At 41.8% G+C, this 16,019-nt stretch carries 19 protein-coding genes; 5 read left to right on the top strand and 14 right to left on the bottom strand.

From position 1 onward, the window contains the following. Nucleotides 1-27 precede the first annotated feature (27 nt). From NU887_RS14145 to tpiA, 3 genes are all read right to left on the bottom strand, one after another. A complete protein-coding gene (locus NU887_RS14145) occupies nucleotides 28-225 on the bottom strand; it encodes a hypothetical protein (protein ID WP_258424032.1) in 198 nt (65 codons plus the stop codon). Then, nucleotides 222-1,052, bottom strand: a complete 831-nt coding sequence (prmA, locus tag NU887_RS14140; RefSeq protein ID WP_258424031.1) for a 50S ribosomal protein L11 methyltransferase — start codon at nucleotides 1,050-1,052, stop codon at nucleotides 222-224. Before prmA ends, NU887_RS14145 begins: the two co-directional genes overlap by 4 nt. A gap of 168 nt (nucleotides 1,053-1,220) precedes the next feature. Further along, nucleotides 1,221-1,982, bottom strand: coding sequence for a triose-phosphate isomerase (gene tpiA / locus NU887_RS14135; RefSeq protein ID WP_258424030.1), 762 nt, complete (start codon nucleotides 1,980-1,982; stop codon nucleotides 1,221-1,223). Between the two features lie 72 nt (nucleotides 1,983-2,054). Here tpiA and NU887_RS14130 point away from each other — a divergent pair, with 72 nt between their 5' ends. The 4 genes from NU887_RS14130 to NU887_RS14115 all read left to right on the top strand — a co-directional run bounded on the left by NU887_RS14130 (nucleotide 2,055) and on the right by NU887_RS14115 (nucleotide 3,846). Next, on the top strand, nucleotides 2,055-2,570 hold the full coding sequence (locus NU887_RS14130) for a regulatory protein RecX (protein WP_258424029.1): 516 nt from the start codon (nucleotides 2,055-2,057) through the stop codon (nucleotides 2,568-2,570). A gap of 44 nt (nucleotides 2,571-2,614) precedes the next feature. Further along, nucleotides 2,615-3,118: a hypothetical protein gene (locus NU887_RS14125; protein WP_258424028.1), complete on the top strand. Its 504-nt coding sequence runs from the start codon at nucleotides 2,615-2,617 to the stop codon at nucleotides 3,116-3,118. Nucleotides 3,119-3,215: 97 nt separating this feature from the next. Continuing rightward, entirely contained in the window at nucleotides 3,216-3,509 is a 294-nt protein-coding gene (locus NU887_RS14120) for a nucleotidyltransferase family protein (protein ID WP_258424027.1), read from the top strand. Further along, nucleotides 3,499-3,846, top strand: coding sequence for a HepT-like ribonuclease domain-containing protein (locus tag NU887_RS14115; protein WP_258424026.1), 348 nt, complete (start codon nucleotides 3,499-3,501; stop codon nucleotides 3,844-3,846). The genes NU887_RS14120 and NU887_RS14115 overlap by 11 nt, the downstream gene beginning before the upstream one ends. A 98-nt stretch (nucleotides 3,847-3,944) precedes the next feature. Here NU887_RS14115 and NU887_RS14110 read toward each other — a convergent pair whose 3' ends face one another. Continuing rightward, nucleotides 3,945-4,412: a heme-binding domain-containing protein gene (locus NU887_RS14110; RefSeq protein ID WP_258424025.1), complete on the bottom strand. Its 468-nt coding sequence runs from the start codon at nucleotides 4,410-4,412 to the stop codon at nucleotides 3,945-3,947. Further along, nucleotides 4,409-4,804, bottom strand: coding sequence for a heme-binding domain-containing protein (locus tag NU887_RS14105; protein WP_258424024.1), 396 nt, complete (start codon nucleotides 4,802-4,804; stop codon nucleotides 4,409-4,411). The genes NU887_RS14110 and NU887_RS14105 overlap by 4 nt, the downstream gene beginning before the upstream one ends. Before the next feature lie 495 nt (nucleotides 4,805-5,299). Here NU887_RS14105 and NU887_RS14100 point away from each other — a divergent pair, with 495 nt between their 5' ends. Next, a complete protein-coding gene (locus tag NU887_RS14100; RefSeq protein ID WP_258424023.1) occupies nucleotides 5,300-6,220 on the top strand; it encodes a glycosyltransferase family 2 protein in 921 nt (306 codons plus the stop codon). 260 nt (nucleotides 6,221-6,480) lie between these two features. Here NU887_RS14100 and NU887_RS14095 read toward each other — a convergent pair whose 3' ends face one another. The 9 genes from NU887_RS14095 to NU887_RS14055 form a co-directional block, all read right to left on the bottom strand. Beyond that, the gene (locus NU887_RS14095; RefSeq protein ID WP_258424022.1) at nucleotides 6,481-6,849 is read right to left on the bottom strand and encodes a hypothetical protein; all 369 of its coding nucleotides are present in this window, start codon (nucleotides 6,847-6,849) and stop codon (nucleotides 6,481-6,483) included. Between the two features lie 572 nt (nucleotides 6,850-7,421). Then, nucleotides 7,422-7,733 carry a hypothetical protein gene (locus NU887_RS14090; RefSeq protein WP_258424021.1) on the bottom strand — a complete coding sequence of 104 codons (312 nt, stop codon included), beginning with the start codon at nucleotides 7,731-7,733 and terminating at the stop codon, nucleotides 7,422-7,424. Between the two features lie 91 nt (nucleotides 7,734-7,824). Next, nucleotides 7,825-8,436, bottom strand: a complete 612-nt coding sequence (locus NU887_RS14085) for a hypothetical protein (RefSeq protein WP_258424020.1) — start codon at nucleotides 8,434-8,436, stop codon at nucleotides 7,825-7,827. Between the two features lie 172 nt (nucleotides 8,437-8,608). Beyond that, entirely contained in the window at nucleotides 8,609-9,226 is a 618-nt protein-coding gene (locus NU887_RS14080; protein WP_258424019.1) for a hypothetical protein, read from the bottom strand. A gap of 311 nt (nucleotides 9,227-9,537) precedes the next feature. Beyond that, nucleotides 9,538-9,831 (bottom strand): type II toxin-antitoxin system RelE/ParE family toxin, encoded by a 294-nt coding sequence (locus NU887_RS14075; RefSeq protein ID WP_258424018.1) that lies wholly within the window; start codon nucleotides 9,829-9,831, stop codon nucleotides 9,538-9,540. Continuing rightward, on the bottom strand, nucleotides 9,816-10,052 hold the full coding sequence (locus tag NU887_RS14070; RefSeq protein ID WP_258424017.1) for a hypothetical protein: 237 nt from the start codon (nucleotides 10,050-10,052) through the stop codon (nucleotides 9,816-9,818). The genes NU887_RS14075 and NU887_RS14070 overlap by 16 nt, the downstream gene beginning before the upstream one ends. Nucleotides 10,053-10,200: 148 nt before the next feature. Next, entirely contained in the window at nucleotides 10,201-11,310 is a 1,110-nt protein-coding gene (locus NU887_RS14065; protein WP_258424016.1) for a Gfo/Idh/MocA family protein, read from the bottom strand. Nucleotides 11,311-11,495: 185 nt separating this feature from the next. Further along, nucleotides 11,496-12,371 carry a sugar phosphate isomerase/epimerase family protein gene (locus tag NU887_RS14060; protein WP_258424015.1) on the bottom strand — a complete coding sequence of 292 codons (876 nt, stop codon included), beginning with the start codon at nucleotides 12,369-12,371 and terminating at the stop codon, nucleotides 11,496-11,498. Nucleotides 12,372-12,383: 12 nt separating this feature from the next. Beyond that, the gene (locus NU887_RS14055) at nucleotides 12,384-15,884 is read right to left on the bottom strand and encodes a PVC-type heme-binding CxxCH protein (RefSeq protein ID WP_258424014.1); all 3,501 of its coding nucleotides are present in this window, start codon (nucleotides 15,882-15,884) and stop codon (nucleotides 12,384-12,386) included. Between the last annotated feature and the right edge of the window lie 135 nt (nucleotides 15,885-16,019).

The following is a 16,019-nucleotide window of genomic DNA, read 5'->3' as shown; positions in this document are numbered from 1 at the left end:
CCAAGATTTTGATTCTTGGAGGGATTTTTACTTTTTGGATGTCTTATGCCTTTTATATTTCCCAAAGAAAAAACCTGGAAAAATCAAGGCTTTAAGCTTCCAGTCATTCTTTTCTTTTATGTTGAGTGATTCGTCAGCATGTACGGTTCGGTACATCTTGGAGGCCATGAGTGTATGTCCTATCAGGGCAATGAATAGGAAAGCGTAAATTATCAGCTCGGTCATTTTTTCTCCAAAATTAAAGCTGCCCAATTGTCTTTTGTCTTTTGTTCCAAAAGAGTAAGTCCAAAGGAAGAAGCCCTGTTTTGGATGTCTACAATGTCATGCTCATAGAATCCGCTCAACAGTAGTTTGCCTCCTTTTTTCACAAGACCAGAATAAACTTCCATTTCATCCAAAAGGACATTTTTATTGATATTGGCAAGGACAATGTCGAATTCACCCTGAGGGTTTACTTCGCGGACTGTTCCTTTTCCCATCCTGACTTTTGACATGCCGTTCAGGTCAAAGTTTTCATTGCCGTTTTCCACGCACCATTCGTCTATGTCAAAGGCTTCAATCTCCAAAGCCCCAAGTTTATGTGCCATGATTGCCAAAATGCCTGTACCCGCTCCGATATCCAAAATCCTCTTGCCGGAATGATCTAAGGTAAGCTGATGGGACAACATCAAAAATGTGGTAGCATGGTGTCCCGTACCAAAAGACATTTTAGGATTGATATGGATTTCATATTTGAATTCGGGTCTGGGTTCGTGGAAGGAAGCCCTCACATACACCTGATCGCCGACAAAGATGGGATCGTAATGCTTTTCCCACTCCTCATTCCAATTGACTTTGGGCATCTTGCCTTCCTGAACTTCAATTTTGCCAGCTTCTTTATACCTGTCGATGATTTCCTGATAGGCTTCCCTGTCGATCAAATCCTCCTGAATGTACGCATCGATCCCTTCATCCGTTTCCAAAAATGAATCAAAGCCGACTTCAGAAAGCTCTGCGATGAGGATTTCCCGGAATGGTTCTGTGCAGGAAATCTTAAATTCTAAATATTCCATTTGTATTGTTATTTGCATTATGCATAAACGGCAGTGTCTCCACTGCCGCTGATTTTTCTTAAATCGTAAGTTCGCCCCAGGCAGTGTCTCCACTGCCAATTTCAAAAGAGCTAAAAGATTTTCAAATTTAAGTTTAGCTGTTAGTAAATCCCACTTCGTAATTCTTCCTTAGAAAGACTTCACTATCTCCACAAAATCCCTTGACTTCAGCGATGCCCCACCGATCAATCCTCCGTCCACATCAGGTTTGGAGAAAAGGTCTTTGGCATTGCCGGGATTGGCTGAACCGCCATACAGGATAGAAATATTGTCTGCCAATTCTTTGCCGAATTTACTTGCCAAATGTCCTCTCAAAGCCGCATGCATTTCCTGTGCTTGATCGGAAGAAGCAGTTCTTCCCGTTCCGATGGCCCAGATCGGTTCGTAAGCGATGACGATTTTAGACATTTCTTCAGGAGAAAAATCAAACAAACTTTCAGTCAATTGCTGTTTCACATAAGCTTCGTGGGTTCCGGCTTCACGTATTTCCAAAGGTTCGCCACAGCAGAAGATCGGAGTCAGTCCATTGGCAAGTGCCTGCTTGGTTTTTTCGGTAAGCAATTGGTTAGATTCTTTGAAGTATTCCCTTCTCTCACTGTGTCCGATGATCACATAGGTCGCACCGAAGGAAGCCAACATGCCGGCGGAAGTCTCACCTGTGAAAGCACCGGAGGCTTTGTCGGAGCAATTTTGCGAACCAAGAAAAAGGTTTGCTGTATCTCCAATCAGTTTTTTGACGGGATAAAGGTGTACAAAAGGTGGATTAAGGACAGTGATGACATCTTTGATGTTTTCATCCTTGAGCATATTGACGATTTCGGAAGTCAGTTTTTGGCCTTCTTCAAAAGTGAGGTTCATTTTCCAGTTTCCGGCAACAATTTTTTTGCGCATGGTTTCTTCGGTTTGATGGTTAGATTTGAAAAAAATAACTTCAAAAGTTACTTTGGGCTAAAATTACATAAAATGTCCTACCCACGAAAAGAATATAATCCCGATCGACCCAAAAAGTACTGGTCTCCGACAGAAGCCAAGCTTAGAATAGCGGCTTATTGCGCTTACCAAGAGCGCTGTCAGGAGGAGGTCAGGAGCAAACTGGCTGAAAAGGGAATTCATGGTGAACAGGCAGAGGAATTGATTTCCCATATGATCGAGGAGGGTTTTTTGAATGAAGAGCGCTTTGCACAGGCTTTTGTCAGGGGAAAGTTTAACCTTAAAAAGTGGGGGAGAAACAAAATCACTCAAGAACTTAAACTCCGAAAAGTCAGTCCTAACTGTATCAAGTCGGGCATGAAAGAAATTGATCCTGAAGATTATTGGCAAAAGCTCCTGGACTTGGTGGAGAAAAAATCCGAGTTCGTTAAAGAACCCGATCCCTTTAAGAAAAAGTACAAAATCCAACAGTACCTGATAGGTAGGGGATTTGAAAGTGATTTGGTCCAAAGTGCTGTAGAAACTGTTTTTTCAGGACAAAACCTTTAATTTCTGGAAGCAAAAGGCTAATTTGCGAAAGATTTGACAGCCAAATGATTCAAAAGTTATTTCCCCTTGACAAAAATTACATTTTAAGACAGGCCCAATCCATTTTGGAAGAGCAAATGCTTGAAGTGATGGTTTTTGAACTCAAAAAATCCTACACCCAACTTTACAATCCATTGATGCTGATGGACGAAACCTTTGCCAAAATCCTTGATACCTATGAGTATCCAAAGGACAGGCTGAGGATGATCTATAGGCAGCTTTGCGGGATTTACAGATTTAAGAACAAAGACAACCAATTAGAACTTCTTTTTGACGGCAGGACACATTTGGAGAAGTTTCAGGAAGATTGGTCCTTGCAATTGATTCAGTGGGTTCACGAACTCGGATATCACGAGCAATATGTAAAAACCATGCTTCGCATGACCCTGCTTTTTGATACAGAATCGAGGGCAGAATGGTCAGAAAACCACTGCAAGTTTTTTATCAACGAGTACTTCGAACTCAAAATCATCAAGCGTAAAGGCGAGCTTAAGCTCAAGTCAGCATAAAAAAACCACCATCCCAGTGGTTTTTTGCTTTTTAGGTTGAAATCCAAACATGTATTGTGTGGTATTGCTCTTTTCAAATTATTGGTATCTTTGAAACATGCATTTGGGAACTGAAAAAATTGCAGTTATTAAGGATTATTTCAAAACGAAGCCGGTTTTGAAAGCGTACCTTTTTGGGTCCTTTGTAAGGGAAGAGGCTGATGAACAAAGTGATGTTGATATTTTGGTTGATTTGGATTATTCTGTAAAGATTGGATTGGGATTTATTCAAATGAAGCTTGAATTGGAAAATCTTCTTGACAAAAAAGTTGATTTGGTTTCTTCAGCAGGCTTATCAAAATATATCAAACCGATCATTGATGGTGAAAAAAAACTGATTTATGCGAAGTAAACTTGGGGATAAAATTCGCATAAAACATATTCTTGATGCTATAGTTGAAATCGAATCTTATGTAGCAAATATGGAGATTGGTGATTTTTTTAATAATTCCATGGTTCGCTTTGCCTGTATCAAGCAATTAGAGATAATTGGGGAGGCTAGCAACCATATTTCACAAGATTTAAAGTCCAACAATTCTCAAATAAGTTGGGAAGAGATAATCTCTTTAAGGAATGTTCTTGTTCATGAGTATTTTGGCGTCGATGCTACTCTGGTTTGGCAGATAATTGAAACTGACATTCCTGAGTTAAAATCTGACATGGAAAAGATTTTGAAATCTTTGGATTAAAACTTTGACCCTAGAAAAGAAAATCTAAACTCAAAGCAAAAAACCACCATGATATTGGTGGTTTTTTTATTTATATCTGACCTAATGGATTTTGAGACTTATCCTTCTTCCTCAGCCACGATATCCATCGTCTCCTCTGCCCAAGTCACGATCTTGGCACGCTGCGCATCGTCAAGCTTTCCGGAGGGATGCATCAAGGTGTAGATCTCCATCGGCATCCTGCCTTCTTTTACTTCAATGGCGATGTCATCCAGAATTTTGAGCTTGTCCATCATGTCGTATTCCTGCCAGATGGAGAAGTTCAGTTCCTCGCGGCCTTCACGCACATCCTTGGCTACAAGCCAAGAGGACGGTGCCACATACGAATACCAAGGATACACCGTCTCATTGCTGTGACAGGCGTAACAGGATGTTTTCAGCATGGTAGAAATCTCTTCACTTGCCAGGCCGTTGAGTACGATATCACTAGGATTGTTGGGCTCTACCGAGGGTAGTTCGTTTGGGACAAATTGGATCCCTATAAATACCACGGCAACGCCTCCCACTATATATTGCCAGAGTTTCATTCTTTTGATTTCTTTTTGCCGGCGCTCCATTCCATTAACGTCGCAAGGTCAGACTCGGACAACTTACCCTCAGGCTTGTTTTCGAGGAACTTGGCAGGAGGCATTTCCCCTTTTGACAATGTTTCGTTGATTTTGGCCATGGTGGCGAGTTGCTTGGATTTCTTGGTTGCCTCAAAGGCATCCCAATCCAGCTTGGCTTTTCCTTTTTCGTTTTTGGATTCGGCATTATGACAGCCGTAGCATTTTTGCTCGACGACTGCCTTGACATTGGCGGGCATGTCAGGAGCCAATGCATGCAGTTCGTACTCTGATACCGCATCGGTTTTGGAAGTACCTTGGATAAACAACAGGCCGAGAATGGCCAAAGTCGGAAGTAAAAAAGATTTTTTCATAGTGAGGGTTTTATGGTTATAGCAGGAATTTCAATAAATTTTTCCAGTCATGCAAGAGTAGGGGGTCAGATTGGGATGATTTTTTAGAAACCGACACTTTTCAGGTTTAATCGGCTTGATTTCAGACCTTTTATAAAAATATCGCACGAAGTAAATGAACCGTGAATCCTTTTTTTGATTGACGGTAACATACGCCCGATTTACAGGATATATCTTAAAAGTCAGGTAAGGATAGCTTTCTTTTCTTTCAAAAAAATTCAGGTATCAAAGAAATCAAAAGGCAAATTCTAATTCGCAAAAAGCTGTATCTGTCCACACTTTCCACCTTTTCTCATCCATCTTTTCGCATTCTTTGATTTTCAACCTGTATATTTCCCTTGGATATCTTTCTATTTGTAAGATGCATATAGACCTTTGCAGGACAGCCATAAAATCTATATAGTATGCAAGGCATTTCAGAAATAGCGGATTCAAAGTCAGTAAAATTTTAGACCAATGCGAAAATCAATGACAGGGATAGCAACTATTATCGTGACCTATAATGGATCCCGGTGGATAAAAAAGTGCTTGGAGCATTTGTTTCAAAGCTCGGTTAGTTCGGATATCATTCTTTTGGACAACAAATCCACAGACGATACGATTGAAATCCTCAGTCCTTTCCTTGAAAAAATTGAGTTCATACAATTACCCTCAAACCTTGGATTTGGCGGGGCCAATAATATCGGGATCCAAAGGGCTTTGGAGCTTGGATATTCTCATATTTTTCTATTAAACCAAGATGCTTATGTGCAGCAGGATTGTATCGCAAAGCTACATTCCACAGCCTTGGAAAATCCTCAATATGGAATCCTAAGCCCTGTTCAGTTGGACAGTTCTGGACTCGATTTTGATCCGGTATTCAAGGGGCAGGTTGCGAAGCATTATTCTCCCGACCCGGATATGGCCATAAAGGAACTAAGCAATGAAAATCCTGCTCCAGTGATAGAGGTAAAGTTTGTGGGAGCGGCAGCATGGTTTCTCAGTGCCGAAATGATCCGGAAAACGGGTTTGTTCCACCCTGTTTTTTTCCATTATGGCGAAGACAACAACTTTGCCGCCCGCGCGCAGTATTTTGGCTACAAGATAGGGATTCAGGTGGCTACAGCGATGATTCACGACCGGAATGCCCGGGATAAAACCAAGTTTTTGCCGATAAAGCTCAGGTCTTTTCCCCTCCACCAATTACTTGATATCAGGAAACCCATGGCAATTGCCTGGTTTGTCGGTTATTACCAATTGAACCGGACATGGAAAAAGCTACAAAAAACCCAAGGAGACGTGTACAAAAAAGAGTTTTTGGAAATTCGGAGGTGGTTTTTTGACAAGTTGGATGAGGCCAAAGAGATCAGAAAAGAACTGAAAAAGGGATTCAGGTAGGGAATTTGCAATAAGCGCTTGGTCCTTTAAGTCATTTACCCACTTCGGAAGCTAATCAGTTCAGCAAAAAGGTCAGTGAGTTCACCTCCGAGGCGAACTAGTTTAGCAAAAAGGTCAGTGAGTTTAGTAAAAAGGTGAACTGGGTAGGTAAAAAGGTGAGTGAGTTCGCAATTGAAATGGGAGAGGGTACTTTGAAAGTACCCTCTCTGATTGTAATTATATCAAACTTAAAAAAACTTGTCTGGGTGGGATTGGAAATCTTACCTCCGTATATCCCTCTTTTTCAGAATATAATAACAGGTATCATTATAATCATGTGGTATTGTATAGGAATCAATAAATTCATAGCCATTCTTACTCAAGAAATTTAATGCATCGATCATAGAGTTAAACTCCAAAAGGTCCCCATTTTCATCTTTAATTCTGATTTCTTTGGTGCTTAAGTATTTGTTTTCATTTCCAAAATCTATTCTTACTCCAACTTTCCCAACTCTAAAATTTCCCGAACCAACAATTTGGATGTATTCAATATCAATTTCTTTAATCGGTATATCATTAATTGTTTGTGAAAAGGAATTTGCAAGACCAAGAAAAGCCAAGCAAAAAGTCAGCGAAATTAATTTTTTCATGATGATGGATTTTATATTTTGTTACTGAGTAAATAAACGGGTTTGTTCTTCCGTAAAATACAGACAAACTATTTTTCTATCCTAAAATATTCAAACTTAAAATTAGGGAGGTTTATGGTGAGTTCACCTCCGAGGCGAACTAGTTCAGCAAAAAGGCGAGTGAGTTCACCTCCGAGGCGAATTAGTTCAGCAAATTGGTCAGTGAGTTTACCTCTGAGGCGAACTAGTTAAGCAAAAAGGTCAGTGAGTTTAGCAAAAAGGTGAGTGAGTTCACCTCCGAGGTGAACTAGTTTAGCAAATTGGTCAGTGAGTTCACCTCTGAGGCGAACTAGTTCAGCAAAAAGGTCAGTGAGTTCACCAAAAAGGTCAGTGAGTTTACCAAAAAGGTGAACTGGGTAGGTAAAAAGGTGAGTGAGTTCACCTATGAAGTGGGAGGGGGTACTTCCGAAGTACCCCCCTCCACTTCGGAAGTACCCCTGCGGGGATTATTGAATTACAAATTCTTAGGAACGAAAAAGATGTAATTTAGAATTACATCTAGTCGGAGATTCCTAATTCAATTGAATATATATTTACTCCTTAATTTTACTAATTAGTTCGATTATTTGCAGAATCTCAGCTTCTCCAACGAGTTGCTTTCCTTCATGTAACCACCATTTTTGTCCAACATTCAAATATTTTTCAACCTGTCCGGGTATAAAACTTATGGTTACAATCTCCTCTTCCCCAAGTTGAATCCATTCCTTGTCAAAAGTAATTTCTCCAATGAAGGAGGTATTGAAATTTCCCTTCTTGTTGTATTCAAAAACATGATTAGGCCGATAACCCGAAGAGATTCCTGACCATCGTCCACCTTCAGAGGTTGTTTTTAATCTTAATTTCACTTTGATGGTAATTAAGTCAATGCTATTCAAATCTGGTTTTTTCGAGTCGGACAAAAATCCTGTTGTAGTTGAATTAGAGAAAGAAAATTTTTCAATTTAATCCTTTACAATATCCTAAATAATAATTTTTCCGGTAGTCTTTTGTGGAGTCTGTTAAAGCTAATTTGTTTACTTCAATTAAATATTCATTCCGAATAACCAAGGTATCACCAATAAATCCAGGATTTTTTTCGTCAAATTCCATGAAAAGGGTATCTCCGGATTTGTTCCAATGTCCTGTATACCAGGAATTGGCAAAGAATACTCCTGTCGAATGTATTTCAAAGCTTTTATCCTCTCTAAATTTAATATAAGATTGATTTTGTGTCCCTTCATAGCAAGCTCTGAATTCAATTTTACTTTCTAAATCCTCAGAGTCAAAATACCATGGGCTGAATATGAATAGAAAAGTTGTTACCGTTACTATTGTTGGCATACAAAAAAGAAGGGTTAAATTATTTCGATTTCGAATTATCCCAATAAGTCCTTTTACCAGGTAAACAAGCATTGCAATAAATGTTGTTGGGATTAAGATAGTCAAAATAATAAATTCTATACCTGTTAAATGCTTATCAATATGGTAATAGAATGTTGTCAAAATGACAAAAGTCAAGCATATTATGGTAACTACCTTCGTCTGATTTTTTGATTTGATGTTTCCCAATTTTTTTTATGTCATTTTGATATTTTATATTATCCCACCCAGTCGCAGCATCAAGCTCTAAACTACACCTAAGTGGGTTCATAGTCTTTAAATATTACCGTTAACGATGAGTATACCTGGCGGAGCCTGCCGACGGGGGCCCCTGGCATGGTCTTGCATTGTTGTCTGTAGGCTATTCTTTTTTGAGTTTTTCAATTATCAATCTTGAGTGAGTTATTAATCCTGGATTCGAATTATCAAAAAGAGGCAATACTGTATAAAGTAGTAATTCATTTTCAGACACTTCAAATATGTTTAATAGACTTGTCGTATATGATGCTTGGTTGATTTCCTCGATTGTCATTTTTTCAAGATACTCTGTAGGATAATTAGGAATTTGGGGTTCATCGTAGTGTAATTCCAAATTTCCACTTTGATTATGCACTATAGAGTATGTTCCTTTGTTTATTGTTCCATCTGGCTTTTTTTCAATAAACCTTTTTTCCCTATTAAAGGTATATTTAGTGTTGTTAAAGATTTCAGCATTTTTTCCATTAACTCGAGTTGACTTTATAGGAACCCATTTGCCCTCTAATTTCTTTTCTATTTCAGGTATGGATAATTGAATCTGTAGTTGATTTCTTAGTGTGTCAAATCGTCTATTTATTAGTGAATCGAGATTTTCCGTAATCCCTTTTTTTGCAATTATTTCACCTATTTCAAGTTGAGTAGTTTGTGGGATTTGATATGATTTTTGCCCACATGACGTAAGTAGAAGTAGTAAAATTGTACCTATTAAGTAATTTTTCATCTTGTTTTTTTTTGGACATGCTTACAAACAACGCTTGTATATCAACAAGACTTGATGATATCTATCCAATTCGGGCTGGTATCAACAATACTGTTGTTATTTTTCAATTATCTAAACATAAAACTAATCCCCTAAATATCCAATCCATCCTCCGGTCTTTTTATCTGATCACTTCCTTCCCAAACCCCACAAAAAAACCACCGCTTTCGCAGTGGTTCTTGTGGTTGGAGAGATAAAGGTTGTAAGGAATAGGCTTACCTGAGGGTAAAGTCAGGAAGCTTCATGATCTTTTTTATTTGAAAAGTACGTTCCTACATCTTTAACTTTTTTGGATTTTGTCTTGTATCCCAAACCCGAAGTATCACGATTTTATCGGGATGATTGAGGTAAAACATTTTGAAATCTTTGATGATTTTTACCCTAACATCGGGAAAATCAGTTACAAGTCCGATATCAGGGAATTGAGATACGAGCATAGCTGTCTGATTAAAAAGCAATTCCAATTTTTTGCTGAATACCTCTGATTTATTTCTTTTTGCCCAATAAAGATAGATTTTGTACCTGTCTTCAATTGACTTGCGGGTCCAGACTATTTCTTTAACCATTCCTTAAGCATATTTTTCGCAGATTCAGAAGAATGCAAATTCCCATCAGCAACATCCTGAAGCCCCTTTTGGACTGCGTTACGTTCCTCTTGGGTAAGCTTATAGGTTTGGGCTAAAATTGATTCTTGATTGATCAGTCTGATGATGTCTTCAAGGATTTGTTCATCAGAAATGGAGGTTACTTTATTGATTATCTCCAATTTGAGTTCAGATACTGACATAATGTTTCTATTTTGATATCCTAAATTAGGAATTTTAATCGGTTTGGTAACTGATTCCTTCATCCCTCAATTTGAATTTAATACAAAAAAACCACCGCTTTCGCAGTGGTTCTTAGGGTTTGAGAGATATAGGTTGTAGGGGATTGGCTTACCTGAAGGTAAAGTCGGGCAGCTTCATGATCTGACCTCCGGCCATCGCGGACTCATGGGCAAGGATGCCCACACAGGTGATGTTGGCGGACTGTCTTGCATCCGGATAGGGTGCCCTTCCTTCATGCAGTGCCGACAGAAATTCATTGACAAGGTGAGGATGCGAACCGCCGTGTCCCGCCCCTTGGATAAAGGAAAGGTGTTGGTTGTCATCCGAATCATAAACACCAGCGGTGGTGAAGGAAGCGATTTCCTTTGGCAGCAGGTGGGCGTAATCAGGGATTTTGACCCGCTCGGGGACTTCCCCGGTATGGATGACGGAGTCTTCATGCTCGATAAGTGTCCACTCAAATGACTTTTTGGAACCATACACATCAAAGCTTTCGCGGTATTGTCTCGCCGTGTTAAAGAGCGAGCGGGTGACTTCCGCGGAGAGGTCGGAATCTTTGAGTTTGATATGACAGGTCTCGATGGCGAAGGGAGAACCGTATTTTGGGATGAGGTTTTCGTCTATCCTTCCCGAACCAAAGCAGGACACATATTCGGCCTGTGCTTTTGGCAGTGCCAATACCGGTCCCACACAGTGCGTCGCATAGTGCATCGGCGGCAGCCCTTCCCAATATCCCGGCCAACCGGCCATCTCTTGTTGGTGGCTTGCTCTCAGAAACTGGATCTTACCCAATTCCCCTTTCTCATACATTTCTTTGACAAAAAGGAATTCACGGGAATAGATCACCGTCTCCATCATCATGTATGTCAGTCCTGTTTCCTCACAGGCTTCGACGATCTGACGGCACTCTTCCACGGTCGTCGCCATGGGTACGGTGCAGGCGACATGCTTGCCGGCACGGAGTGCCTTAAGCGATTGCTCGGCATGGGCTTGGATGGGGGTATTGATATGGACAGCGTCGATGTTCGGGTCTTTGAGCAGTTCATCGTAATCGGTATATCTTTTTGCAATGCCAAAAGCATCTCCGATTTCATTGAGTTTGTCTTCATTTCTTTGGCAGATGGCATACATATTTGCTAACGGATGCTTTTGGTAGATGGGGATGAATTCCGCCCCAAAACCCAGTCCGACGATGGCGATGTTGATTTGCTTTTTCATTTGGTTAAAGGTTAAATGGTTATTTGGTTAATTAATGGGTAGGGTTGAAAAGTAGGAGGTTGGTGGTTATTGGTTGAGGGATATTTGGTTAATGGTTATTGGTTAAAGGTAAGTGGTGAGAGGTAAGAAGATGTTAGTTCTCTCCGGCTCCGTGCTCCCTGTGTGCTCTGTGGTGAAAGACATCCCTAGTGTGTGAATTTTGTACCTGAGATCCAGTCCTGGAGAAAGGCAAGTCCTTGGGAAGCAAATTCATCCTGACTTGGGGCGAGGGGCTTCCAGATGCAGACAGCACCGGCAAGTTCCTGCACATTTGGCGTAAAGCTCTCAATCGAAATCACTCCGGTATAGTTTACAGCATTGAGTCCGCGCTTAAATGAAAACCAACTTGTCTGACCTGTTCCGGGGATGCCGCGGTGGTTTTCGGAAACTTGCACATGGAGCAATTTATCCCCGACATGCCTGACGGCCTCTTCCAGATTGGATTCTTCGATGCTCATATGAAAGCCATCCAAGAGCACTTTGGCAGCAGGATGGTTGATGTCTGAGATGAGCTGCATGAGTTCCTTCGTGGTATTGATGAGGTCAGTTTCGAAGCGGTTCAAAGCTTCCAAAGCAATCTCCTGACCCATTGACTCTGCCATCTGACAGACCTTGTGGAGGTTGGTTACGGCGCGGTCCCACTCTATCTTCCGCTGCTCGGGAGAGACAAGCCTTGCTTTTCCCACCGCAGAGTACATCGGTCCGGCGACGAAATGTGCGCCGAGATCCGAACTGATCTCAAAGCATCTTTGCAGGTAGTCAAAGCTTGTCTTGTGAAAACTCGGATCATCATGCGTCAGGTCCCTTGTCGGCCCAAAAGCCCCACAGATGATGGGCTGCAGGCTGAATTCCTCAAGTGCTTTTTTGACGGAAGGGATGTCGATCAGATCCGGGTTTTCGACGGGTATTTCTACCGCGTCGAAGCCCATTTCTTTTATTTTTGAGAATAATCCAATTGTATCTTTTTGGAATGGAGAAGTCCAAAGCCAGGTGCTGACACCAAAAGTTGCATTTATTGCCATAATGTCCTGTTTTTACTCGACGATCATTTTACCGTTCATGATGCGCCAATGTCCCGGTACAGTACATACAAAAGGATATTCTCCTTTTTCTGTTGGCGCAGTGAAGATGATGGATTCGAGCCCTTCAGGATCTACAAGCTTGGAGGCTATGATGATCTCAGGGATATTTGGAACGTAATTTTTTTCGATTCCTTTAGGATCTCTTGCCATTTCGTCAGCGGCTTTTCCTACCGTTTCCAGAGAACCTATCTTGGCAACGATCAGGTTGTGCTGCATGAAATCTTTGTTTTCGAAGTCAATGATCACCTGTTGGCCGGCTTTCACCTTGAAGCTTGTCACATTGTATTTCATCTCATGTGGAATTACGCCAATCTTCACTACCAAGGCATTTTCTCTTGATACCGGAGCGGCGGCTTTTTCAGGGCCTTTGGCCAAATATTCCTGCAGGTTGAAGTTGGGATCTTTGAGGCTGAGGTAGCTGTCTCTGCCCATTCTTCCCCTTAGCCAAGAGAAACCTTCATATTCGCCGACCTGATTTTCTCCACCCATGTCATTGCCCACACGGATTCTGTCCGGAGTCAATGGAGCGGTAAATAGGGAAGGTGCTTTTGCTTTGGCAACCGGATTGTCATTGACCTGCAATGTCATCACTCCACCCTCAAGAAGCTTGGCTTCCACCTTAAACAGTTCTTTTGGCAGGTTGCTGGCAGTGATTTTATAGGTTTTGCCGTTTTGTTTTACTACCCAATTCAAGGTAGATTTTTTTACAAAAAGGGAATACCCGTTCATCTTGTTTCCCTGTGCGGCAATGACTCCTTCGAGCGGTTCGTTACCTTCCGCCAATTCGGTGACGATATGGATTTCTTTGTTGCTGACATCAGGAGGATAGACGATCGCTGCCCTTCTGTCGAGGTTGTATTGCTCGACGACAAGACTCTTGGTGAGTTTTTCTGTCAGTGTGTAGAGGGAATCTACTTTTTCTTCAGGGAAAAGCGTGGCAAGGTTCTGCTCAAAATAATTTGGATGGGCGAGAACCCCGGAGAAAATCACCTGAGGAAGGTAGGCGTCCTTTCCGTTGGCTTCGTCCTGACTTGCTTCATAGATCAGGTTGCTGATTTCAGCAGAAGCAGGAATCTCCGACAAGGCAAGGAAAGCCGCTTTTCTCACATTCAGGTCAGGATCCTGATGGACCTTGTTGGATTGAATCAGCGCAAAAGTTTCATTGGTTTTTGGCAATACCTCAATGGCATTTTTTCTCACACCTGCAGAAGGATGGGACAATGCTTTGCCCACATTCTTGATGGCATGGGCATCATCACCGCTCAGTGCGCCGAGGCCGTGCAATGTCCAAAGAGCATGGTTGGCAGCGGTATTGAGACCGATTTCATCTACATCCGAATTTTCGATCAGCTCGTAAAGGTCACCGATGATGGATTTGTTTTGGGTTTCGACGATGAGCCTTTGGGCCGTCATCCTCCAAAACATGTTGTCACTTTTCAAGCCGGCAATCAAATCGGAATTCTTGGTTGGGTCAATGGCGAAGCCTTTGTATTCAGGAGCGCCTCTGTAAACCAACCTGTAAATTCTACCATGCTTTGCATCCCGCATCGGGTTGATGTAGGCATTACCGGCACCGTTATCAAATCCTTTGGGAGTAGGATTGTGCTGAATGATAAAGTTGTACCAATCCGCAATCCAAAGTGAACCGTCAGGTCCGACCTCTGCGTGTACCGGAGAGAACCATTCATCCGAACTCGCCACGATATTGAAGCCATTCTTTTCTTTGAATCCTGATCCATCTTTGGTAATGATGGCATTGTGAAGTACCCTTCCTGTGGGTTCAGCTACGAAAGCGACGCGGTTCCAATAAGATTTGGGGAAAGTTCTTGCCGTGTAGAAATTATGTCCAGCAGCAGCTGTATATCCTCCATGGTAATCCACCTGTCTCAAAAACTGCGTCAGGTGCGGCATGTCGTAATGGCTGTCAATACCAAAGACGGTATTGTTCATCCCACCGGCGATTGGTCTTTTGACGTTTTTGTTGGTCATAGCCAAGTAGGCAGAGTGCTGACCGTTGGCTGTAGAGATGAAGACATTGAAATCTTCCGAGAAGCCAAGGCCCCAGGTATTGTTGCTGGTCGAGCCCAAAAACTCAAAGTTCGAAGCATCAGGAGCGAATCTGTAAATACCTTGGGAGAAGTTGAATTCCTTTCCGCCTACAGTTCCCTGAAATCCAGAATAGCCCAATACACCCCAAATGTTATTGTCATAGCCATACTTCAAGTTGGAAGGTCCGGCGTGCGTATCGCTTTTGCCCCAACCTGTAATCAATACTTCTTTTACGTCGGCTTTGTCGTCACCGTCGGTATCTTTTAAGAATACAAAATCCGGAGCCATGGAGATGAGGATTCCCCCATTCATGGCCATGATGCTAGTAGGGATATTCAGTCCTTCGGCAAAGACAGTTACTTTGTCAGCTTTGCCGTCGCCGTCTGTATCTTCAAGAATTTTGATGCGGTCATTTCCGCCTTCGGTGCGAACTTCATTGGGATAATCTTCTGTTTCGATCACATACAGTCTTCCCTTTTCATCCCAACACATTGCCATTGGATTGACGATCTGAGGCTCAGAGGCAAAAAGCTGCAATTCAAATCCAACTGGGATCTGTACCAATTTCATGGATTCTTCAGGAGAAAGTGGAAGTTGGTATCTCGGCGCCGGGTCTTTGTTTTCGTAGTTTGGAATGACGGCATCTTCAAAAACCGGTTGAGGGATTTTGAAATCGGCCACCTGCTTGGCTAAATCATCTCCTATCGCCCAAAGTACGCCGTTGGCGACAAGGGTATGGAAATTTGGCTGAGACCAAGTGCGCTCATTGTGTCCATAAGCTGTGTAAAATACACGTCCTTTTCCTTGATTTCTCACCCAAGTCCAAGGCTCGCGGTGTCCGTTTTCTTCCCTTTCCATCAGAATAGTCATGTCAGGATTGATTCGGGTATGGATATAAGTTTCATCCCAGGTCTCAAAAACTTCCACGCCCTGCATTACAGGATGGTCAGCCGCAATGATGTCGACTGTAAAATCCCCTGTTCCATGCGATTGGAACTGTCCGCCTACGGCTTCGACATACCAATCAGAATTCTGGAAACAGAAAGAGGCACTGTGGAGGGGAATAAAACCCTTGCCGCTTTCCACATATTCTTTGAGGGCTGCTTCCTGTTCTACTGTAATACTGTCATGGTTAGCATAAATCATGATCCCGTCATACTGATTCAGGTTGTCCAGATTGAGGTCATTGGGATCAGAAGTATAGGTGAGGTTGATGCCTTTTTGGAAAAGGGGACGAGCCAAGTAAGGCATCAGTTTCTCGGAATCATGGTGCTTGCTGTCATGACCGAGGAAGAGGATTTCTGCCCTTCTTGGTCCTGAAGGAAGTTCAGGTAATTTCGATTTTTTGCCGCAACCGATGGCAAAAAAGAGGAGCAGGAGGAGGAGTAAATGAGAATATCTCATGGATAGCGTTATTTAGGGAAAATAAGGGTTTATTGGAAGATTCAAATTGGAAATAAAACAGATGGCAATCTTCCTTTTTTTTTGCTGATTGTGACTGAATTTTGTCTATAAATTTGATAATTGAATATTATTATG

Source organism: Aquiflexum gelatinilyticum (assembly GCF_024741135.1).
Taxonomy (GTDB): Bacteria; Bacteroidota; Bacteroidia; order Cytophagales; family Cyclobacteriaceae; genus Cognataquiflexum; species Cognataquiflexum gelatinilyticum.
This window is presented reverse-complemented; position numbering and strand designations above follow the sequence as displayed.